The organism is Mesorhizobium sp. RCAM 06353 (assembly GCF_059683585.1).
In genome coordinates, this window is the sequence record NZ_JCASIY010000002.1 from 153394 (window position 1) to 174624 (window position 21231).

Here is a 21231-nt window from a genome sequence, read left to right on the forward strand (position 1 = left end):
GCCTTCGTCGATCTCCATTCCGCAATGGTACCACGCGCGACCGCAAAAATCCTGCGGCCCACCTCGGATGGATACTGACTATGAGATGGCCGCGTTGGTTATTCGGTGTCTCGGAAAGCCTCATGCGAAGTGTTGCAGAAATGCTGATAAGGCGGGAGATGTGTTTTCGTGATGCCATGCCAGTGCCAGTTCGATAGTCGGTGCGTCGCCGTCAAGTTCAACCGCGACGACTCCTTTCGGAAACAGCAATGTGGACCGTTGCGGCAACAGACATATGCCGCCCGCTGTACTGATGAGCGATAAGGCCATTACCAAGTTCTCGGACTCATAAGCTGAAGTGAACTCGACGCCGTGCCGAGCTGCATATGTTTGAATAATATCGAAAAGTACCGGCGCATCGCTGGCGGACACACCGATCATTGGTGCCCCCACCAGCTGTCGAATGTTCAAGGAAGCTTCAGCGGCGAGTGGGTGGTTGACAGGCAGTGCGACGATGAGCCGCTCCCGACGAATGATTTTCGCCATCAAACCCTGAGATTGCTTGGATGGCCGAATGAAGCCGGCATCAACGCGCCTTTCACGAAGGGCTGAGATGAGCAATGGGGATGGTAGGCTCCGCAGTACAATCTCGCCACTGCCGAGGCTGCCGCCGACAGCACCCATGACGCGTGGGAGTTCCTCGATTTCGACGCCAGGGACAAAGCCTAGCGACAGTGAGTGCGCATTTGCCTTGGCCGCCTGCCGGACGCGCTCTAAGGCCATTTCGGAATGCTCTAGCAACAATCGAGCCTCAGCAAGAAGAATGACCCCGGCCGCCGTCAACGATATCCGACGACTGGTTCGCTCGAGGAGGCGCGCGCCGACATGCTCCTCCAGGTCGCGAATTTGACGGCTGAGTGACGGTTGAACCGTGTTGAGGCGACTTGCTGCGCGAGTGAAGCTGCCTTCATCGGCAACGGCAACGAAGTAACGGAGATGACGAAGTTCCATGGTGGTGATCTATAGCGAATTGGTATCGATCCAGCAAATCAAAGTATTGGCCCTTCCCCATTCGCGCCCCTATGTGAAGCTATGGCAGTCACGAATTGCTACCGCAATCAAGGAGCGCATAATGAATGATCCATTTGGATCAACCAAACCGGAGCAGTTGAAGGGCTTCATCGGCAAGCACTTCATCTATACCTACGAGAATGGCTGGCAGTACGAAATGTATCTCAAGGACTCTCGTACCATCGACTACCGTATCCACAGTGGCATGGTCGGTGGGCGGTGGGTCCGGGATCAAGAAGCGCATATCATCCGGTTGAGTGATGATGTCTGCAAAATTTCGTGGGACGAGCCCACCGGCACCACTGTGAGCGTGGCAATCAATTTCGCTGAGAGACAGCTACACGGAATTATTTTTTTTCCGCGATGGGTAGCTCAAGCCCCGGAAAAAACCATTTGTTTCCAGAATGATCACTTGGACGCCATGCTAACCTATCGAGATACCGGGCCCCACTATCCCAAGCTTGTGATCGACGAGTTTGCTCCTGTTACATTCATCGAGGATCGGGGCGAGCGCGACGAGACCGTAATCGACTGCGCGCCGGCGGATCTTCCCGACGGCTATGCTGCGCGCCGCGGCTGATCTGGCGACTTCGCACCCTGCCGATCACGAGACTGTCGCTGCTTCCGCATGCGCCAGGTTCGATCTCGCCCACGTGCAGTCATATTTCATGGCCACGGACGACCGCATCAACAATGTCGCCGTTGCAATGCTTAAAGCCTGTAATCATACCACTGCTCAAGAAATGGGCGAGAAACAGACGAGGTCTATTTTCGATGTATATCGATCCTGAAGTGAAAAATCTCTTCGCGAAAATAAACGAACAACCCGCCCCGTCGATGGATCAGCTTAGCGTGGCTGACGCGCGGCAGCGATATTGCGATCAGAGCGCAGTATTGGGCGGACCGGTGGTCGCGATAAACCAGGTCGCGGACTTCGCCGCGGAAGGACCTGCGGGAGCAATTCCGCTTCGTCTATACCGTCCTGATGGTGTACCCGAGGATGCCGCACCGGCATTGATCTACATCCACGGCGGTGGATGGGTTATAGGCAGCATCGAGTCGCATGACCGCGTATGCCGTCAGATTGCGCATCGTGCCAGCTGCGCGGTGATATCAGTCGAGTATCGCTTGGCTCCCGAGCATCCAGCTCCCGCCGCTGCGGAAGACGTTATCTCGGCCTTGATCTGGATTGTCGATCATGCCACGGAGATCGGCGTCGATGCCGGTCGTCTGGCTGTGGGCGGTGACAGCGCAGGCGGTAGCCTGACGGCAGTCGCGGCCCTCGCGGCAAGAGATGCCGGTATCCCTCTACGCTGCCAGATTTTGATTTATCCGGCCACCGACAACAGAGACAGCGCATGGTCGTATCCATCGCGGATCGCCTATGCTGAAGTTCCGCCTCTGACACGTCCCATAATGGAATATTTCCGGGAAAGCTTCTTACCCGACAAGACGGCTGCGCAGGATTGGCGAGTGTCGCCGCTGGTGGTCGAGTCTGTAGAAAATGTGGCGACAGCTCTGGTTATAACGGGGAGCTGTGACGTACTGCACGACGAGGGAGTGCTTTACGCAGATCGATTAGAAAAAGCCGGCGTGGCGGTCATACGCCGGAATTTCCCCGGCATGGTCCACGGCTTCATCGAAATGGCAGGCGTGCTGACGGCCACCCACCTCGCTCTCGACACCATCGCATTCGTACTGCGCGAGCAGCTGGTTCAATCAAAGTAACACTGTCAGTGCCTTTGCCTATCCAACTCAGCGACACCTTTTGCCGAAAGCACCGGCTCCGGCATCGTAAACTTAACGCTGCGAAGGCACGATTTGGAGTTCTGCCTTTGGTTCAGGCGGCATGAAGGCGTGCGATCTGGCGCCATGTTTCCATGGCTATTGCTCGCAGAGATGTCGTGGCGGGGAATGTGAAAGAGGTTGGCGATCGGGTCGTGGATGGAAACAAAGCGTTGAAGCTGCCTGGCTGACTTGAAGCGCTTCATGATCCTCTCACGCCTTCGGATCGGCTGATGGGAGTTTTCCGCCCGATTGTTCAGGCCTTTGTGCGAGCGATGTTCGACGCTGGGCATGATGTCGCGTTTTGCGGCGCCATAGGACCGGAGCTTGTCGGCGATCATCACACGGGGCGAACGGCCTTGTCCTCTCAGGAGTTTTCTCATCAACCGCTTTGCAGCCCTGGCACTCCGGCGGTTCTGGACCAGGACGTCAAGGACGAAACCATCCTGATCGACGGCACGCCATAGCCAGTGTTTCTTGCCGGCGATCGTGATCACAACCTCATCGAAGTGCCATTTGTCACCGAGCTTGCCGGCCGTTCGCCTCCGGATATCATTGGCAAAGTGTCTGCCAAACTTCTCCGCCCAGAGCCTCACGGTCTGGTGAGAGACGATGATGCCGCGCGCTGCCAGCATATCCTCGACCATGCGCAGACTGAGCGGAAAACGGAAATAGAGCCACACCGCATGGGCAATCACTTCTGCAGGAAATCGATGGCGACGATAGAGAGGATCACGGGCAGGTTTGGTCATGCCGCTAAATCCCACATCTTTCTGGAAAACCAGTTAAGTTTACGATGCCACCCACACCAATAAAAGATCCGTGCACCAACGCCATTAGAAAGTGCTAAACTAATGGTCGGCCACGCGGTCGATGACCGGTAGCCTGAGGCACGCCAGGAATGCCGACCCTCTATGGATAGCCGCAGGCATGCGTTTCAAAGGGCTTGATCTGAACCTTCTCGTCGTGCTCGACGCCCTGCTGGCCGAGCGCAATCTCTCGGCGGCGGCACGCCGCATCAACCTCAGTCAGCCGGCCATGAGTGCGGCCGTCGCCCGGCTGCGCGATTTTTTCGGCGATGAACTGTTCAGCATGAGCGGCCGAGAACGTATTCTGACACCACGTGCGGCAGCGCTTGGCCCCGCAGTCCGCGAGACTCTCCAAAACATCCAGTCCTCGTTTATTTCGTCGGATCCGTTTGACCCTGCTCGATCCGATCGCCGCTTCAGGATCATTATTTCCGATTTCGTCACGCTCGTGTTTTTTGAAAAGGTCGTGGAGCGTGTTGCCCGGGAAGCCCCCGCCGTCACATTCGAATTGATGCCTCTCGACGGCAGCCCCGATGAGGTCCTCCGGCGTGGTGAGGTCGATTTTTTGATCACTCCGGATGTGTTCATGTCGAACGCGCATCCAAGAGTGGCGCTTTTCCACGAGAGGCTCGTATGCGTAGGCTGTCCCACGAACAAGCAGTTGCCACGGCACCTTACATTCGAGAGATACATGTCGATGAGGCACGTCTGCGTCAGGTTCGGACGTTTGCTGAAGCCCTCCATCGAGGAAGGGTTCTTGCTTGAGCATGGTCTTAAAAGACGTGTCGAAGTCGTCGTGCAGGGCTTCAGCATGATCCCGCCAATGGTGTCCGGCACAGCTCGTATAGCGACCGTGCCCCTCCGGCTGGTCAGGCATTTCGAAAACACGTTTCCCCTTCAGGTTGTCGAACTTCCGCTGCCGCTTCCCGGTTTCACCGAAGCCGCCCAGTGGCCGGCTCTCCACAATAGCGATCCGGCAAGCATCTGGATGCGAGAGATAATGATGCAGGAGGCAGAGCTGGATCGGGAAATTTGGACAGGGGTTATAAGTGGAATTTCTGCCTGAACACGGCGTTGGTACACGGATCTTTTATTGGTGTGGCTCAACTTGAGAGACATCGCCAGTGTCCTGATCAGTCAGGGTATGGGCAATGATCTCGCCGCTTTCGGCATCCAGTGCCAGATGCAGCTTGCGCCAACTGCGACGGGATCTGGCGCCGTGCTTCTCCTCCAGCCACTGACCCGCGCCGTAGACCTGCAGGCCGGTGCTGACGACAAGAACATGCCCTGGTCCCTCCGGCGCAACCTGGCGATCATGCCGTTTGTTGGGCGATTGCCATGTCCGCGCCCGACGGCTCAGGGTGGTATGATCGGGGACAGCGAGCGCCAGCCCCATCAGTTGCAGCACCGATTCCAGCAAGCCTTCTGCCTGGCGCAGCCGCAGGCCAAACACAAGGCCCAGCGTCAAGGTGGTCTCGATCGCCAGATCAGAATAGCGGTGCTTGTCAAACGGCTTCCAAAACTGACCCCGGATCGGCGTCCAATTTTGGGTCTGACGCACTCTCGCTGCGATCTCATCCTAAGTTGCACCGACAAGGCGCGCCTGGAGCAGATCGATCTTGGCGCGGCCGTACATCTGCCGCTTGATGAGTTTGAGCTTGGTGATCTGACCCTCGGTCTGGCCGTTCGACCATGGGGATGTGATGGCATTGCGGACCGCGTCGATATCCTTTTCGACCCCGTTTGCAAAGGATCCGACAAGACTTGCCTTGGCGTCCTTAAGCCAACCATCCAGTTCTGCGCCCGCCTTCGATCGGATCATCGTCTGAAAGTCGTCGATCAACGTTCGCGCGATGGTCACGTCAGGCACATTGCTCTCGATTGCCGCGACCAGCAGGGCATCGGATTTGGACAGGTCGTCGCGCGCTAGCGTCATGAGCCTGGCGATGGTTCGCGCCGAGGGCGTGCGGGCAAGCGCGCTTTGATCGGTCTTTTCGGCCAGCCGTCGGCGCCGCGCCCATTCAGAGACGACGCCGATCTGGCCGCGGAAGCCCTTCTCGCGCATTTCGCGCCAGAGCGCCGATGCATTTCGCGCGCCTTGCCCCCAACGGCTGTCCAGCCAGGGGAGCCATTCCTCGAGCGAGCTTTGTCGGACGCGGAACACATCGGAGCGCTGGCCGCGCAGGACGCTACGGACGAGCTTGCGGCTATGCCCGGTACGCTTGACGATGTGCTTGATCGGAATGCCCTGCTTAGACAATTCCAGAATGGCCTCGTTGGTTTCCTGCCGGCGCTGATATCCCTCATACTGTAGTCGTTCGGCATAGGTAAGAAGCCTCGGATCTATGATGGTGCTGCCAACGGCCTTTCGGATCTGCCGCATGGATTTGCTAACCGCGTCGAGAAAGGCTCGGCTGGCGTTTTCCATCAGGTGCCAGCGGTCGGCCACCTGATCGGCATACGGCAACGCCTTGGCGATCGCCTCGCCATATCCACCACCTCGGTCACGCGCGACGGTCGTGATGGACGGATGACCCATGAGCCATGCCTGCGATGTCGCCTGCTCGCGATCAGGCAGCAATGTCACCGGCCTGCGGCGTTCGAGATCGCAGACAATCGTCCCGTATCGCTGACCGCGCCGGAATGCAAAGTCGTCAATGCCGATGATGGCGAGCTCGCTGTTCAGTCCTGCGGCGCACGACACGCAACAGGGTATCATTGCTCACCGGCATCATGAGGCGATCGGCAAAGGCCGCAGCCGGCCTGCCACCAAGCGCGAGCCCCAAGTGATGAACGATCGTCTCAAGACGTCCGGTCCTTCGCGATAACGGAGCCAGAATATCGGCGCCAAACCGCTCGGCAAAAATGCGGCGGCGGCAAAGAACGGGTCGCACCAGAAACGGCGAACCGTCACCCGCAGGAAAACCCGCCGACCGGCGATCGGCAATCCGTAGTGCGCTTGCCAATGCAGAGCTAGGCGGCTTTCCTGTTCGAACAACGTGATTGCTCAGCGACGATCAAGCCATCGGCTTTCGGAAAGACCGGCGACGCTTCGTCTCAACGACTATTCCGGTCGGGCTGTCGGCCGTATTCTTCGCCTTGAACACGGCCGTTTGCCTCGGTTTCGGTTTGGGTAGCGCTTCAGGCTCTGCCCTTGGCTCCGGCGTTTGCTTGGTCTCTTGCTTGTCCTTACGGGCGCACAGCAAAGCCTTGGCGGTCGCCGCGTCTGCATCCGATACCTCGCCGGCCGGCTCGCCATCGAGATCGACCCGCGCGGCGCCGGCATCCAGTCTCGCCAAGTATTTGGCCATGCTGGTATAGGCGCGCAGGGCTCTCCTCAATTCATCATCAGACAGTTCGCCATCAAGCACGCGAATGTCATGATGGATGCCGATCTTGAGCGGCTTGGGGGCTTTCGGATTGAACGCCGCAGGCCACTTTGCCGATAGATGGCGGAAAAGCTGTGCGGGCGATTTCCCTCGGCTAGCGGTCGACATGATCAAGCCTCGCCCGATTTGTTTTCGTTCCCAATTCTGACCTTCATAGCGTGCATATATGCAACGATTATGGTGCGTCTGAGAAAAATGGGCATTCGTCCCGAAGGGCAAAGCAGCGGGCTCTGGCTCCTCCAGATCGAGTACTGTTGCCCGGATTCCGAGATACATGAGATGTCGCTTCCGGCACGCGGGCGACAGCAGGAAGTGCTGCCCATTGGGTTGTTGTTCGGACATTGCCAAAGCTCAGTCCTCCCTCTCAGTCTGGAACGGCGACTGAGCCGCGTATTTCCAAACCTCCGGACGGGATCGGGACGTGCGAAACCGCTGTGGCAGGGCTGTTCAACGCTAACATCTTTGTGATCGGCTTTGATGCGTCGCGGGCAAAAAGGGCGATTCCCTCCGGGAGATTTGTCTGAATCTATGCAGGGCAACCAATCATGAGGGTTGCACCGTTGCCCGGCACATTGCTGTCATTGTTTTCGCAGATCCCCGATCCACGCCGTGGCCAGGGGCAGATGTATCCCCAGGCGCCGATCCTGCTGTTCACGGTGCTGGCGATGCTGGCCGGGGCGGTTTCGTATCGTCAGGTCCACGCCTTCATCCGCATCCATCTTGTCCGCCTGAACGGCGTGTTCGGGGTCTCGGTGCGAAAGGCCCCAGCCTACTCGACGGTGCGGTTCATCCTTCGCGGTCTCGACGGGGCGGAGGTCGAAAGGGTGTTCCGCCAGCATGCGGCCGGCCTGCCGACGCCCCCGGCCCAAGAGCCGGACGACGCCATGCCGGACGACGTCATGCCGGCGTGCGTGGCCATTGACGGCAAGACGCTGCGCGGCAGCTTCGACGCCTTCAACGATCGCAAAGCGGCGCATCTGCTGAGTGCTTTCGCCAGCGATGGTCAGATCATCCTCGGCCATCTGGCGATCGATGAGAAGAGCAACGAAATCCCCGCCGCCCAGGACTTGATCGCCACGCTGGGCCTGACCGGGCGCATGTTCACTCTCGACGCCATGCATGCCCAAAAAAACCTTCGCCGTAGCCCTGGCCACGGGTAACCATCTGCTGGTTCAACTCAAGGAGAACCAGCCCAATCTGGATGACGAGATTCGCGCCATCGTCGACAGCCGCACTCCCAGCGACACGGCCTCCTCACGCGACACAGTGCGATCCCGGCAGGAGGATCGAACCGTGGACGTCTTTCCCGTCGGCAAGGCCCTCGTCGACAGCGAATGGCAGCCCTTCGTCAAGACCATCATCCGCGTCACCCGCCAAACTTGGCTCCGCAGTGCCGCCACGGGCATGTGGCAGCCGCGCGGCGAGGTCTCATACTATATCTCCTCCGAACAGGGTCTCCCCGCCAAGACTTGGGCCGCCCTCATCCGAGGCCACTGGGGCATCGAGAACCGCAACCACTATGTCCGCGACGTGTCCTGCGACGAGGACCGCAGCCGTATCCGCGACAACCCCGGCATCATGGCCAGAGCCCGCAGCTTCGCCCTCAACATCCTGCGTCACAACGGCACGAAAAACGTCGCTCAAGCCCTCTGGAACGGCGCTCTCTCCCTCGATCTCATCCTCGCTTACAAGGCTCTGTAATCAGCGTTGAACAGCCCTGACCGCTGTGGCAGCAGGTATGAACGGCGGCCTGCAGGCGCGGGTGGAAAACATCCTTGCCGCGGAGTTCCGTTGCGCGAAGACGCTTGTTGAAGAGATGAGAGCCGAGCTGGAAAATATTGCAGGGGCGCGGCTTCGTGATCGCCGTCTGTCGGCAGAAACAGTCGAGGAACTAACTTCATGGTAAAAATAATAAAACGCGCGACTTGTCGAAGTTCTTTATCGTTATTTCCTTCATGGTCTCCTCGGCGCGAAAATTATCGACAGCCTCTATGGGTCGGCGGGTAGAGTCCGGTGGCGATCCGTATACTAACGATCGGGCTGCTTTAGCTAGGGCGTAAGACCGCCGATCGCCTTCTGGAAGGTCAAACCACTGATCGCTGAAGACGATCCTCCTCGCGTCGGCGGCGGCAATTCGATGGCATTTGTGAGCACATGCCGTTAGCCGTCAATCGACGCGATGACCGCCTGTCGGCAATTGAGGCGATGGCAGGTACTTGGGGAAGAAATCGCGCCGGAGCGCACTACAGACCTCAACCAATCAATGCGGGTTGCCATCGGTGCTCGCCTGCGCCTTTTCCCCAAATTGATGGCGTTGGTGCATGGGTCCGGACTTGAGCGGATGTCGATCCATTAGCGAAATCGACTAGAAGTGGTAACTACTATTGCCTATAATTAAATCAACTTGATGTGTTTTCTTTGGAAAGTTCGTTGGTAAGGTGCTCATGACCCTCAGGAAAGCCATCGCTGGCACCAATCTCGAACAGGCCAAGTCCCACAATCGCCGCGTGGTGATCGAAGCGATCAGGACCAACGGCGCATTGTCGCGGGCGGCGATCGCGCGCCTGACGGCGCTGAGCACGCAGACCATCTCCAACATTGTCGAGGAACTCGAGCGCGAACAGCTGCTTCGCGCGCAGGCCACGCTGAAGGGCGCCCGCGGCCAGCCGGCGGTGCCCTATTCGATCAATCCCGACGGCGGCTATTCGATCGGCCTGCAGCTCGACCACCAGCTGGCGGTCGGCGTCATCACCGATCTCTCCGGCACGGTTCGCGCCCGTATCGAGCGCCCGGTCGACCGGCCGACGCCGGCGCAGGCGATGCCCTTGCTGGCCGCGATAGCCGGCGACCTGATGCGCAAGTTTCGTTTCGACCGCGGCCGCCTGCTTGGCATCGGCATGGCGATGCCGGGCCCGTTCGACGTCGAGGGCATGACCTCGGTCGGGCCGACCGCACTGCCCGGCTGGCAGGATTTCCCCGTCGCCGAAGAATTGCAGCGGCTGACCGGCATTCCGGTGACAGTCGAGAACGACGCCACCGCCGCCGCCATCGGCGAGCGGCTCTACGGCGTTGCTCGCAACCTCAGCAGCTTCGTCTATCTGTTCATCGGCACCGGCCTTGGCGCCGGCTTGTTCCTTGACGGCCATCCCTACAAGGGCAGCCGCCACAATGCCGGCGAGATCGGCCACATGATCGTCAGGCCCGGTGGCCTCGAATGCGGCTGCGGCAAGCGCGGCTGTCTTGAGCGCTACGTCTCGTTGCGCGCCGCCTATGAGTGCCTGGATATCCCCGATCCCGATCATGCCTCGCCGGAATTGCTGGAAGCGTTGCTGGCCAATGGCGACAGTCTGGAAGCATGGGTCGCCCAGGCAATCGATCCGCTGCGCCAGGCCATCAACATGCTCGAACTCGCGCTCGATCCCGAAACCGTGGTCCTCGGCGGCTTCATGCCGGTCGGCGTCATCGAGCTTCTGGCGAGCCGGCTTGACCCCTTGTACCTCTCGGTCAGTTCAACCAGCGCCCGCACCGTGCCGCGGGTCCTTGTCGGCGCCGCCGGCAAGGACACTTCGGTTCTGGGCGCCGCGGCACTGCCGATCTTCTCCGAAACCAACCCGCAATTCGACGTTCTGCAAAAACCGCATTCCGGCTGAGTCTCTACGTCGCCCCGTAGAGCACCGGCATCAGCCCGGCCAGCGCCTTGAACCGCTCCCAGGATTTTCGCTCCGGCTGCGTCCAGCCGTTTTCCGCGAGCGCCGAGATGCGGGGAAACACCAGCCGGTCGAAGACGGCGCGGTCGGTCATCGGCTCCGACCAGATACAGCACTGCACGCCGAGCAGTTTCGTCTTCTGCGTATCCGTCCAGCCCTCGACAGGATCGAAGCCGTCCAGCTTTTCCGGATCGGACCATCCGGCCCAGGCCGCACCCGGTTCCGACCAGGCCGGGCTGTTGGCCATGTCGAGATAATAGACCTGGCCGGGGCACACCACCATCGCGTAGCCCTCGCCCGCAAGTGCCGCTGAAGCTTCCACCGTTCGCCAGCCGCAGAGGTAGCTTTTGTGCTTGTCGATGACGGGCTTTTCGGCACGCCGTTCAATTCGATCATCACCGTGGTCACGGTGGCGTTGCTGGGCTGGATCGTACCGCCGTTGCTGCGCTGGAGCATCCTCGACGCGACATGGACGGGAACGTAGGCCGACTGTGCGCTCGCCACCGGCGCATGCTGGGCGTTCGTCGGGGCAAAGTCCGCTTCACCCTGTTCGCCTTCTACCCGCCGCCGCTGCAGTGGCGCCGCTGATCGGGGTCGGAACAAGAGCAGTGCGAAATCGTACGCGGCCTTTATCAACCAAAGACAGCTACGGCTGATTTGATGATGATGCCGCCATGCGGGCTTCGGCGCATCTGACGACCCGTGGCGGTGCGAAAAACATTCGTCAATTGCAGCGCAGGCGGCACGCGCGACCACAGGGTTCGCACGCTCTCCCGGCCATGCCGGGTTTTGCGGATGACGTTTCCTGAGACGACGCGCTGCGACCATCGGAAGCCGATCTCGTGGAAATACAGGTCGGCATGCTGCGGGCTGATATGATGAAAGACGCCGGCGATGGTACGGCGGACGCGGGAGTTGAAGCCCTCCACCGAATTGACGTGGACGGCGTCGCGCGCATACTCACCGCTGGAATGCTTCACGGTCTCATGCTTGGCAAAGCTCTTACCAATGGCCATGAATGCCTTCCACTCGTCGCTCATCAAATGAGCTCCCAATTCGATCTGCGCTTCAATGACGCGTTCGCTTGCTCGCGCCGAGAGACTGGTCACGACCGCGGCACGCGCGTCACCGGACGGAGCGCCGGGCGTGACGTCGGTCGGCCGCTGCACCATGGCCATGACTGGCGTTTTGTCCGTATTCGCCTGGCCTTTCCGGCCCCGTCCCGGAGGTGGGTCATCCGGCCGCTTTCGGGGACTTCCCCCGAGATGGAAATGGTCGATCTCAACCGTGCCGACGAGCATGTTCTCCCGCGCCACCATGAGACGCAGTGCATGTCCCATCCGCCAGGCCGTTGGCTGGCTCACCCCGAGCGCCTCGGCCAGGCGCACCGACGACAAGCCCTTGTCGGATTGCAGTAACAGCCACATTGCCTTCAGCCAAACACGCAAGGGAAGCTTCGTGGAGTGCAGAGGCGTGTGTGTCGTCACCGTGAACTGGAACCGGCAATCGCCGCTGGAACATTGATAAAGACCCGGTCGGGCGCGACGCTTGCCGGTATCGCGACCGGCAAGCGCAATCGAGCGTTTGTATCCGCAGGCGGGGCAGATCCGGCCATCCGGCCACACCATGCTTTCCAGCAACCGACGGCAATGCTGCTCATCCCGGAAGGCCGCGATCATTTCTTCAACAGTCCGAATGTTGGAAAGCGCTGCAAGTATTTCAGGCATTCTCACCTCCTTCAGACCAGCCCGAAGAATCGCATGAAAGGCTATAGGTCACAAGGATATTGCGGTCTTTGGTTGATAAGGGCCGCGTACGATTTCGCACTGCTCTTGTTCCGACCCCTGCTCGATGCAACAATTCCCGATTGAGAATGCCCTTTGCCAAGGCTGTTGCTGCCGAAGGCTTTGGCGAAAGTTGAAATTCCGGATGGGTCACTTCTTGAGCAAGGATGCGATCGCGAGGGATTGCTCGATGAACTCGCCGATCGACTGGCGCTGCCCAACATCAGGTGCCGCGATCTCGAAGATGCAGACAGCGACGATCTGATCAATTGCCTGCTTCTCTGGTGGATGGCCAGCCAGTCGAATCTCGGCAAAGGAATCTGACCGAGCTGCTGAACACTTTTCTGGGTGTCGACCGACGGCATCGCTTCGCCCGGCTGGTTCGGCGATCTGCCGAACTTTGCAGCCGGCACGAAGTGCTCGACGTCAGGAGCGGGGCTTCGAGAGCTGCCTGCGACCGCGGATCAGATGCCTCAGGCGAGACGTTGAAAGGCCAAAGTGCTATGGCACCGGCCGCCACAGTGCGGCACGATCAATTGACTATGAAACCGGACCGAGAATCGCGGAGAGCTGCCGATATGTCGCAAGCGTCGGTCTTTGACCTTCTTGCAACCCTGATCGTATCCGATAGCCTTCACATGGCTGGGGAGGGCGAGTTTGCGCGACGTCCAGCGCCTAATCGGGGGCAAAGTGGAACCCAAAGACATCGGCAGTTCGTGCTTGTTAAAAGTCCGCTTCCGTTCGAAGAGGAAATATAGCTTCGCGAGTTCTCAAAAGAACTCATCCCAGCTATGCTCAAAACGGGACGGCGGGGCAAACGGGATGAGGTTGCCATTTCATTGGATGGTAGCTGTCGCCCTGGCGACAGTGCTGAGCATTGCAGGCGACGCGGCTGCTCAGGAATCCCGATATTCTGCGCGGCAGCTTCAACAAGCGCTTGCTGACCACGGGTACGATCTCGGGACTGCCGACGGCATTTGGGGACGCCGGTCGATCAGTGCCCTCAAGGCTTTCCAAAAAGCGAGCAACCTGCCTCAGACCGGCACTTTGGACGAAGCGACTTCAGCTGTGCTTTTTCCGCAGCCCAAGGCGACGCGGGCCCCTTTGACGCCCATAGCCACGGATGCGCGCCCTTCGACGTTGGAGCAGCCTGGTGTTCCAACGAAGACAACTCCAGAGACAAGTAAGGTAGAAGCCGAGAAAGCTAGTGGCGGTCTCCACCAAGCACCGCCTTTGCCGACGCACACGGAGAGAGCGTCAGGCAAATCCGACCGCTTGGCGCTGAAGCCCAACAAGGTCGGCGAGGCGCCAACTTCCACACCGCGTTTGATCTATCTGGGCCTGCTAGGGGTCGCAGTCGCGTTCTTTTTCCAACGCAGACGCCGAAGAAAGCGAGCCGCGGATCCGGTTCCAGCGCGATCCGAAAGCAAGGGCAGCGAACTTGCTCGCAGGCTCAACCGGTCGGCTAGGAGCAATAGGCACCGCCTCCACGTTCCGAACGTTCGCATAGTTCCAGCCAACATTGCTGCTGGAAGGCAGCCATTCGAACAAAAGCCGGTCCTGCCGCCGGATATTGCGGCTTCTCTCGCGGCACACAACGCCGCCGTCCACGATTTCATCAGACAAAGAGGAGCAATCCAGCCATCCAAATCACGGCGCAATCCTTCAGGCAGGCATCCGGCCGCTCCCGAAAAAGCGGGGTGGCAAAGGGTGGCGGACACCAAGGCCACCTCGACAGCGACAACAACGGAAGGATCGCTCCCATGGCATAATGCTCAGGTAGCGGAATCCGTTCGACAACACGGTCCTGTTCTCATTCCCCCTACGGCCGGAACGGATCAGACGCAGCCGTCGCGCTTTGAAAGCAAGGGCAGCCAACTTGATAGCGGTCTCGACCAATCGGCCAGAAGCAACAGACACCTCTTGGTTCGGAACGATCCGATCGTTCCAGCCAACATTGCTGCTGGAAGACAACCGGTCGAACGAAAGCCGGTCCTGTCGCCAGATATTGCAACTTCTCTCGCGGCACATAACGCCGCCGTCCACGATTTCATTAGACAACGCGGCGCCATCGCTTCATCCAAACCGGCGGGCTTTCATCCAGGTGGGGATCCCACCGCCCCCGCAAGGCGCCTTGCGCCGGAAGCAAATGTCGCTCCGACAGCAACAACAACTGCAGGATCACTGGCATCCCACAATGCCAAGGTTACGGAATTTATTCGGCAGCGCGGTCCTATTCCCAATACAGCTGGGCCGGACCGGACGCCGCCCTTTGACTGGCAACCGGCACCCCGAGTGACACCTACCGCGTCGAAGTCTTCACAGGCGCATTGGATTCCGGCGAATACATCGACGACCGTGGCAAGGAATATCATTCCCGGCGGCATGATCTATGTGGGGGAGCACCTGCCGAAGCAGGGAAGTACAATTGACTCGGAGAACTGCCTGATCGATCCAAGGTTGACCGTGGGCGCTCACGGCGATCCGCTGGGTCAGACGATGGGCTACTGGCCGTCCTACTCGAGCATTTCGCCCGCGGCGCGAAAATCCTATCTGGACTGGCTTGCCGGATCGCGATCCGATCCCGACGCCTATATCGGATACGTCTTCCTCTACTTCTACGGTCTCGAACGCCGCCTCATGTTGGAGGAAAGCCCACCCGACGCCGAGGATGTGTTGCAAAGTTTTTGGTAACGAGGCGCATGGCATTGGGCTCCGGTGTTCCCCCGGGGAGTTGAGATGTTCAAAGGCCGCCATTTCGACCAATCTGTAATCTTGCTTTGCATTCGCTGGTATCTGGCCTACGGACTGAGCCTACGCGATCTTCGAGAAATGATGGCGGAGCGTGGCATTAGTGTCGATCATTCAACAATCCATCGCTGGGTCGTTCATTTCGCGCCGCTGCTGATGGAACGCTTCAACCGGCGCAAGCGCGCTGTGACCGGCAGATGGCATGCGGACGAGACCTACATCAAGGTGCGCGGGCGATGGATGTACCTCTATCGCGCCATCGACAGCGTCGGCGACACCGTCGAGTTCTGGTTCAGTGAATACCGGGATTTGCCGGCCGCCAAGCGTTTCTTCACAAAAGCGTTGGCACGCCATGGCCGTCCCGATCGCATCGTCATCGACGGCAGTCAGACCAACCGGGAAGCCATCGTTTCCTGCGATGCCACAAGTCGATTGCAGGATTGCTCCCGGCGCCGGTCGAAGCCGATCCGCATCCGCCAAAGCCAATACCTCAATAACCGCATCGAGCAGGATCATCGGCGCATCAAGCGCCGGGTGCGGCCGATGCTCGGTTTCAAATCGACGCACGCCGCCGCGGTCACCCTGTCCGGCATCGAGATGGTCCACATGATGCGCAAACGACAGGCGCGGTACGCCTTCAATCCGAACCCGTCTCTCGCCGAGCAGTTCGAAATCCTCGCTGCCGCATGAGGTTGCCACCACTCTGGCAAATTCTCTGACCAGACAAAACTTTGCAACGGAACCTTTACCCGTTGATAAGCCTCCCAAACAGCCCGTTTAGGAATATCGAACGGCTTTGCTTTACCCAAAGGCTCCTCCCGCATGACGGTTGACCTTTCGATAAAGCTGGACAGTGTTGCGCCTTCGCTCCAACGCCATTACAGCACCTTCTTCACTACTACACGCAACTCCGTCCCTGTGCCCCGCATCGGTACTCGGATCCTCATGGTGCTTCCACTTGGATGTCTCCCTTCGCATCGGGGCGACAGGTTCCCACGTTCCACACAAGAGCCTGAAGCAAGGTCACGCCGCCTTCATGCCGGACGCCATCTGGGCAGTAGACAGGTATCTCCCAGACTTCTCCCGGGTTAACGAAGCCCACCCGGTTTTGACGCCATCTATGCACTTTTCGACACGTCGTCAGCGGTTCGCTCACGCTCGTCTCCTTGCATCTTACCTGACCGGATCAAGTCCGGCCTTTTCCTCAACGCTCACCACCATCGCTCTTTACGACAGCAGCTTGAGGTGGTTTGAAACCCGCTCCTGCAAGCCGGCTTCGAGGGGCCAGCCCTCATCTCCTGTGCAGCATGGCTGCTTGGGAAGTGCCTAAATCATAGCTCCTCCTTCGCGCCTTCGTGGCGCACCCTCATCAAGATGCCAGACATCGTCTTTCGATGGCGCCTTGCGGCGCAGGCGACGTGCATAATCGGGACTGTGCTTCTTTCCCCAGCGGCGGATGGTCTCGTAGGAGACGACGATCCCCCGCTCCAGCAGCATTTCTTCAACATCGCGCAGGCTCAGCCCGAACCGGTAATAAAGCCAGACGGCATGAGCAACGATTTCGATCGGGAAGCGATGGTTCTTGTAGGTGGCGCATGCTTCGACCATGCCAACCTGACTTATCGTCAAACCGTTAAGCCAAAATCAATGTGACAGCACCATTTTTTCTCCCCGGTCGACCGCCGCTCGCGACGAGCCAAACCTCGTCGCCAGGCATGCATTGCATACGGTTACCGAGCATCCGGTGCTTATGGCCATCCGCAACACGGACACGGCGGGCCGCGAAGAGACAGGTCAGCCGACCTTTGGTGCCCCGCCGCCAGCTGACCTTTTGCCATTTCCCTTCGGCCAACAACGTTTCAGCACAGACCGGGGGCTGATCAGGGATGTGGTATTTGCGGGGCTTTCCGGCCTTCGCGACGGGGAAGATCAGGGCAACGTCGGCGGGATAGACGTTCTGGCGTCGCGACAGACCCACTGCCCACAGCAGACCGCGCTCGCTCAAAGCCTGACGGAAGGGTCCGCTGGAGCCGTACCCTGAATCGGCAAGCACACAGCCAAAACGCGCACCGGAAGCGATGACGCGGTCGACCTCCTCGATCGCAATGTCCGGCTTTGTCAGAGCAGTCTGTTTATCCTTCGGCACACGAGCCCGCGCCATACGTTCAGGATCATCTGTCCAGCTCTCGGGCAGGAATAGCCGCAGGCCCACCATCACCGGCACCTCGCGCGACGCCAAGGTTACCGAGACCAGCGACTGACAATTGGCAGTCTTTCCGAGCGACGAGGCATATTGTGGCGCGACGCCAACCGAGTGACGTCCCTTCTTGGGCAACGCCGTGTCATCGATGACAAGAAAACCCGCCTCATCGCCAACCAGGTCATCTGCCTCCTTCAGCAGGGCAGCCTCGAGTGGAGCACTGTCCCAAACTCCGGCAGCGACGAAATGATGAAGCTGATCGTAACCGACCTCGCCAGCGCGCGCCGCCATCGGCTGAACGCTCTTGCGGTCTCCTGGACCAATCAAACCCGCAACATAGAGAGGACACATCCGCGCCCGCGTCTTGTGCCCTAGCGCTGCGACAAACGGCGCAAGCCATCGATCGAGATCGGTTTGCCAGTCCACGTCCATTGATCGGCCCTCCATAAGCCGACCTCTCATGAATCACGCAAACCCTCTCCTGGGAATCTCAAAAATCGCGCCCGCTAAAATCTGCCAAAGTAGTGTTAATGGATGGAATCATGGCCCGGCGATCCTGTCATCGGAGTCAACGCCGACGACGCTTTTGCGAAGCTCCAAGTATATGTTCCACCGGTTTATGATCGAGACCACGCGTTAGGCCTTGGGACACGTGCCGGTCGTGCTTTAGGGTTTCATTGGGGTAATCTCGCGTTGCGGTTCTGTCGCAAACGGAATGGCAACCCTATCTGGCACGAAGGCCTCTCTTGTTCGGGGAGCGCGCTTGCTATGTTCAAAGGCCGTCATTTCGAAGCCGGCGCAGCCGAAGATCGTTCCGGGTGTGGCCGTCCCGTCCCGGCCGGGACGTGCGCGCTCTCGCTGTTGGTGCGGGCGGGGGAAGGACACACAACCGGCAGCATGCGACATGTCGAAGAGGGGACATGGCAATGTTAGCATCATTCTATTGCTTCGAAATGATTTTTTCCGTTGGCATGTTACATGCGTGTCATCGACAAACGCGCTCACACTGAGCAGAAATTGTCCATGACCACGCAAAAACGGACCATTCCGGTCCGCGAGGCTACTCATGTGTAATCAGGCTGTTAACAGCTTATGGCTCGATCGTTAAATTGGCTGCGTCCACCTAAACAGAAGGACTCAAAAAATGACTTATCCCGTGGGTTCGCCGTCGGATGGCTCTCTGAAAGCATCTATCGAAGCAAATGGCCATCATAATCCTCGATTTCACGGCATTGATCACATAGCTTTGGCGGTTCATAAACTAGACGACGCTATCCACCTGTTTCAAGATGTCCTTGGTTTTAAGCTTAGGCGGCGATTGCATATAAAAGGTAAGAAGACTGGGATGGTGTGTGCGGACATGGTTCGGAACGACATGTGCTTTGTGCTTTGCCAAGGCACAGAGCCAGAGTCGCAGGTGTCTCAACTTGTCCAAAACTACGGGGTTGGTCTAGCTCATGTTGCATTAGCTGTCGACGATGTGTCGGCGGCGGTCAATACGCTTACAGCGCGGGGATTGTCGTTCGACACGACCATTATTGAAGGACCTGGCCTAACACAAGCATTCTCTTCTCGATGCGCTAATACGGGGATAAGTTTTGAACTCATCCATCGGAACGGAGAGGAAGCATTTCTTGAAGACAACGTACAAGAGCTTTTCGAGCAGCTTGAGCAGTCGGGAAAATACTGATCAAAGAGGTGTGGCCCCCGGGTTTCGCGATCCGACTTCAGGCGCGCCCGCCTGCCTACCAGGGTCCCGCAAGACTGATCGAAGGTGCCATTCCAACTGGACGAAAGGAAAGCGTCACCTGATCTGCGCCAGGCACGGTGACCTGCCACTGAACTTTCATCCAGCGGCGATTATCCTCGGCCGTTTCTGTTGCGCCGTGGCGCGCGTTGAGCAATCGGCGAAGACGCGGAGCCTTCGATCAGCGTACCTCCACCGCCCGGATCGCCACGGTATCGCCTTTAGAGCTTCTGGCCTGATCCTGGTATCGTCCTGTCCGACAACCCGCGCGCGCGCGACAAACTCGAACCTTCTTCAGATGCTTACGTCCAATGTCCGACAATGTCGGACACTAGTCATCTTAGTAGCGCCACGTAATTGTTTTGGCATGATTTTTCCTTTGGCACGGCACATGCACGGTCACGTGTATCTGGGTCGCGGTTGAGGAGAAATCGTCTCATGACTACCCAAAATCCAGTCAGCTCTAGGTGTGCGTGGACGCAGGTTGCCAACTTCATAGGATCCGAGTCCTCTCGCTTTGAGAGGCGGCTCAGGATTCATCAAACAAGCAATGGGGTGCTTTTTGATCAGCTTGATCATTCTGGCGAATAAACCGCGAAAATGCGTTCCCTTAGGCCTCAATGATGCCGTCGCTCTGAGACTGGTGTGGTCCTCAGCTCGCCGATAGTCCTACGCAGGTTCGATGTTGGATCACAGATCGCAATGTTCAGTCATGAATTTTTTGAACGAAGTCTCGAGTGCGTTTCCCTCGGCAGTCTCGCTGGCGTCTGGCAGACCGAGTGAGCGGTTCTTCGACAAGCTCGACCCCCAGGTGCTGTTGAATGCGCTAGTGGTATATGAACGCTATTCAGCTGGCGGTCACGGGGGCGGGCAATTATTGTCGCACTTGCTGCAGTATGGACGAACCGCCGGCATTATCGGCGAGCTCGTTGCGCAACAGGTCCGGTCTGATGAGGGGGTTCCCGCGAGGGCGGATCGCGTACTGATCACCTCAGGATGCCAGGAAGCGCTCGCACTCTGCCTCCCGGCGCTGTGCCCTGAAGCTGCGGATGTGCTCCTAGTCTGCAATCCCACGTATATTGGTGCGACCGGTGCAGCTAAGGCCGCAAGGGTCGCCGTTACAGCATTGTCCAACTCAGTGCCTTGCGTTGCAGAGGCAGTCGAACTCGCCGTCCTACAATTGCGCCGGAATGGTCGGAGGGCCCGCGCTCTATACCTCATTCCCGATTTTGACAATCCGACCGGGCGCGTCCTCGATAAGGCCTCACGATGCGATATCCTTCAAGTGTGCGCAAGAAATCGGATTATCGTTCTGGAGGACAATCCATATCGGCTATTTCGGTATGAAGGTGATGAGATCCCTCCGATGGCCGCTTTGGATGAGGCAGGAAGTGTTATTTACCTGTCCACATTCTCCAAGACCTTGAGCCCAGCTCTCCGCGTGGGAGCTGCGATACTGCCCGATACAATATTTGGAGACGCGCGCGCTTGCCGGGCACTTTGGGAAAACCTGGTCCAACGCAAGAGTTTCGTCTCGCTCAATACAAGCCACATTACCCAAGCGATTGTGGCGGGACTCTTGATCGAGCAGGCAGCAAGCTTGCGTGGCTGGATTCGCCCCGCGCTGGATTGGTATCGTTCAAATCGCGACGTCATGTTGCGTCAGCTGGACAGTGTGTTTTCGCCTTTCCCGGAACAGATTCGATGGAATCGGCCCTCTGGCGGCTTTTTCCTGTCTCTTGATCTTCCTTTCAGGTTTGGCGCGGACAGCGTGGACGAGTGTGCAAGGTGTTACAATGTCATTGTTATGCCGATGAGCTTCTTTGCGTTGGATAACTCTCAAGACTGCCGGATTCGATTAGCATTCAGCGCGGTTACTCCCGAGCAAATCCGAACCAGTGTGACAGGTTTAGGCCGCTATGTGGCGCGGCGGTTGGGGAGGGAACTGCCCAGCTTAGTGGATGGACTGGCGGAGGGATGAAGATGGCACCTCACTCTTCACCGGAGCG

At 58.7% G+C, this 21231-nt stretch carries 17 protein-coding genes and 7 pseudogenes; 14 read left to right on the forward strand and 10 right to left on the reverse strand.

From position 1 onward, the window contains the following. Window positions 1-120 precede the first annotated feature (120 nt). On the reverse strand, window positions 121-990 hold the full coding sequence (locus tag AC56QX_RS36995; RefSeq protein WP_258580683.1) for a LysR substrate-binding domain-containing protein: 870 nt from the start codon (window positions 988-990) through the stop codon (window positions 121-123). A gap of 121 nt (window positions 991-1111) precedes the next feature. Here AC56QX_RS36995 and AC56QX_RS37000 point away from each other — a divergent pair, with 121 nt between their 5' ends. Both AC56QX_RS37000 and AC56QX_RS37005 read left to right on the forward strand, forming a co-directional pair. Next, window positions 1112-1630 (forward strand): phenolic acid decarboxylase, encoded by a 519-nt coding sequence (locus AC56QX_RS37000; protein ID WP_497118869.1) that lies wholly within the window; start codon window positions 1112-1114, stop codon window positions 1628-1630. A 194-nt stretch (window positions 1631-1824) separates the two neighbouring features. Continuing rightward, window positions 1825-2778 (forward strand): alpha/beta hydrolase, encoded by a 954-nt coding sequence (locus AC56QX_RS37005; RefSeq protein ID WP_258580682.1) that lies wholly within the window; start codon window positions 1825-1827, stop codon window positions 2776-2778. A 112-nt stretch (window positions 2779-2890) separates the two neighbouring features. On the opposite strand, the pseudogene AC56QX_RS37010 reads toward AC56QX_RS37005, so the two are convergent. After that, window positions 2891-3587: pseudogene (locus AC56QX_RS37010) on the reverse strand (IS6 family transposase). Between the two features lie 178 nt (window positions 3588-3765). On the opposite strand from AC56QX_RS37010, the gene AC56QX_RS37015 reads away from it, so the two are divergent. Further along, window positions 3766-4710, forward strand: coding sequence for a LysR family transcriptional regulator (locus AC56QX_RS37015; protein ID WP_497118761.1), 945 nt, complete (start codon window positions 3766-3768; stop codon window positions 4708-4710). A 33-nt stretch (window positions 4711-4743) separates the two neighbouring features. Here the strand turns inward: AC56QX_RS37015 and AC56QX_RS37020 are convergent. The 3 genes and pseudogenes from AC56QX_RS37020 to AC56QX_RS37030 all read right to left on the reverse strand — a co-directional run. Then, window positions 4744-5142 (reverse strand): annotated as a pseudogene (locus AC56QX_RS37020) (transposase); the annotation flags it as partial. An 81-nt stretch (window positions 5143-5223) separates the two neighbouring features. Next, window positions 5224-6591 (reverse strand): annotated as a pseudogene (locus tag AC56QX_RS37025) (ISL3 family transposase); the annotation flags it as partial. 70 nt (window positions 6592-6661) lie between these two features. Beyond that, entirely contained in the window at window positions 6662-7375 is a 714-nt protein-coding gene (locus tag AC56QX_RS37030) for a ProQ/FINO family protein (protein ID WP_497118762.1), read from the reverse strand. Window positions 7376-7578: 203 nt separating this feature from the next. On the opposite strand from AC56QX_RS37030, the gene AC56QX_RS37035 reads away from it, so the two are divergent. The 4 genes from AC56QX_RS37035 to AC56QX_RS37050 all read left to right on the forward strand — a co-directional run bounded on the left by AC56QX_RS37035 (window position 7579) and on the right by AC56QX_RS37050 (window position 10683). Further along, window positions 7579-8193: an ISAs1 family transposase gene (locus AC56QX_RS37035; protein ID WP_183456831.1), complete on the forward strand. Its 615-nt coding sequence runs from the start codon at window positions 7579-7581 to the stop codon at window positions 8191-8193. Continuing rightward, window positions 8153-8734, forward strand: a complete 582-nt coding sequence (locus AC56QX_RS37040) for an ISAs1 family transposase (protein WP_497118763.1) — start codon at window positions 8153-8155, stop codon at window positions 8732-8734. The genes AC56QX_RS37035 and AC56QX_RS37040 overlap by 41 nt, the downstream gene beginning before the upstream one ends. A gap of 37 nt (window positions 8735-8771) precedes the next feature. Beyond that, window positions 8772-8939, forward strand: a complete 168-nt coding sequence (locus AC56QX_RS37045) for a hypothetical protein (protein ID WP_497118764.1) — start codon at window positions 8772-8774, stop codon at window positions 8937-8939. Window positions 8940-9477: 538 nt separating this feature from the next. After that, window positions 9478-10683 carry an ROK family transcriptional regulator gene (locus AC56QX_RS37050; RefSeq protein WP_497118765.1) on the forward strand — a complete coding sequence of 402 codons (1206 nt, stop codon included), beginning with the start codon at window positions 9478-9480 and terminating at the stop codon, window positions 10681-10683. Between the two features lie 4 nt (window positions 10684-10687). Here AC56QX_RS37050 and AC56QX_RS37055 read toward each other — a convergent pair. Continuing rightward, window positions 10688-11110: pseudogene (locus AC56QX_RS37055) on the reverse strand (family 20 glycosylhydrolase); the annotation flags it as partial. On the opposite strand from AC56QX_RS37055, the gene AC56QX_RS37060 reads away from it, so the two are divergent. Continuing rightward, window positions 11090-11224, forward strand: a complete 135-nt coding sequence (locus AC56QX_RS37060) for a hypothetical protein (protein ID WP_496628262.1) — start codon at window positions 11090-11092, stop codon at window positions 11222-11224. The pseudogene AC56QX_RS37055 and the gene AC56QX_RS37060 overlap by 21 nt on opposite strands. A 148-nt stretch (window positions 11225-11372) precedes the next feature. On the opposite strand, the gene AC56QX_RS37065 is transcribed toward AC56QX_RS37060, so the two are convergent. Beyond that, window positions 11373-12467, reverse strand: coding sequence for an IS1595 family transposase (locus AC56QX_RS37065; protein WP_497110820.1), 1095 nt, complete (start codon window positions 12465-12467; stop codon window positions 11373-11375). Between the two features lie 153 nt (window positions 12468-12620). Between AC56QX_RS37065 and AC56QX_RS37070 the strand changes: the two genes are divergently transcribed. Together AC56QX_RS37070 and AC56QX_RS37075 are read left to right on the forward strand one after the other, a co-directional pair. Then, the gene (locus AC56QX_RS37070; protein ID WP_497118766.1) at window positions 12621-12848 is read left to right on the forward strand and encodes a hypothetical protein; all 228 of its coding nucleotides are present in this window, start codon (window positions 12621-12623) and stop codon (window positions 12846-12848) included. Window positions 12849-13367: 519 nt separating this feature from the next. Continuing rightward, a pseudogene (locus AC56QX_RS37075) lies at window positions 13368-13538 on the forward strand (peptidoglycan-binding domain-containing protein); the annotation flags it as partial. A 330-nt stretch (window positions 13539-13868) separates the two neighbouring features. On the opposite strand, the gene AC56QX_RS37080 reads toward AC56QX_RS37075, so the two are convergent. After that, window positions 13869-14150 carry a hypothetical protein gene (locus AC56QX_RS37080; RefSeq protein WP_497118895.1) on the reverse strand — a complete coding sequence of 94 codons (282 nt, stop codon included), beginning with the start codon at window positions 14148-14150 and terminating at the stop codon, window positions 13869-13871. Window positions 14151-14234: 84 nt separating this feature from the next. Between AC56QX_RS37080 and AC56QX_RS37085 the strand changes: the two genes are divergently transcribed. Together AC56QX_RS37085 and AC56QX_RS37090 are read left to right on the forward strand one after the other, a co-directional pair. Next, complete coding sequence (locus tag AC56QX_RS37085) at window positions 14235-15218, forward strand: TerB N-terminal domain-containing protein (RefSeq protein WP_497118870.1); 984 nt, start codon at window positions 14235-14237, stop codon at window positions 15216-15218. A 45-nt stretch (window positions 15219-15263) separates the two neighbouring features. Beyond that, window positions 15264-15965, forward strand: coding sequence for an IS6 family transposase (locus AC56QX_RS37090; protein ID WP_497118767.1), 702 nt, complete (start codon window positions 15264-15266; stop codon window positions 15963-15965). A 767-nt stretch (window positions 15966-16732) separates the two neighbouring features. Here the strand turns inward: AC56QX_RS37090 and AC56QX_RS37095 are convergent. Both AC56QX_RS37095 and AC56QX_RS37100 read right to left on the reverse strand, forming a co-directional pair. Further along, window positions 16733-16883 (reverse strand): annotated as a pseudogene (locus AC56QX_RS37095) (IS6 family transposase); the annotation flags it as partial. Window positions 16884-16933: 50 nt separating this feature from the next. Next, window positions 16934-17944: pseudogene (locus tag AC56QX_RS37100) on the reverse strand (IS701 family transposase); the annotation flags it as partial. 675 nt (window positions 17945-18619) lie between these two features. On the opposite strand from AC56QX_RS37100, the gene AC56QX_RS37105 reads away from it, so the two are divergent. Next, window positions 18620-19165 carry a VOC family protein gene (locus AC56QX_RS37105; protein WP_497118769.1) on the forward strand — a complete coding sequence of 182 codons (546 nt, stop codon included), beginning with the start codon at window positions 18620-18622 and terminating at the stop codon, window positions 19163-19165. Between the two features lie 769 nt (window positions 19166-19934). Continuing rightward, on the forward strand, window positions 19935-21203 hold the full coding sequence (locus tag AC56QX_RS37110; RefSeq protein WP_497118770.1) for an aminotransferase-like domain-containing protein: 1269 nt from the start codon (window positions 19935-19937) through the stop codon (window positions 21201-21203). Window positions 21204-21231 lie beyond the last annotated feature (28 nt).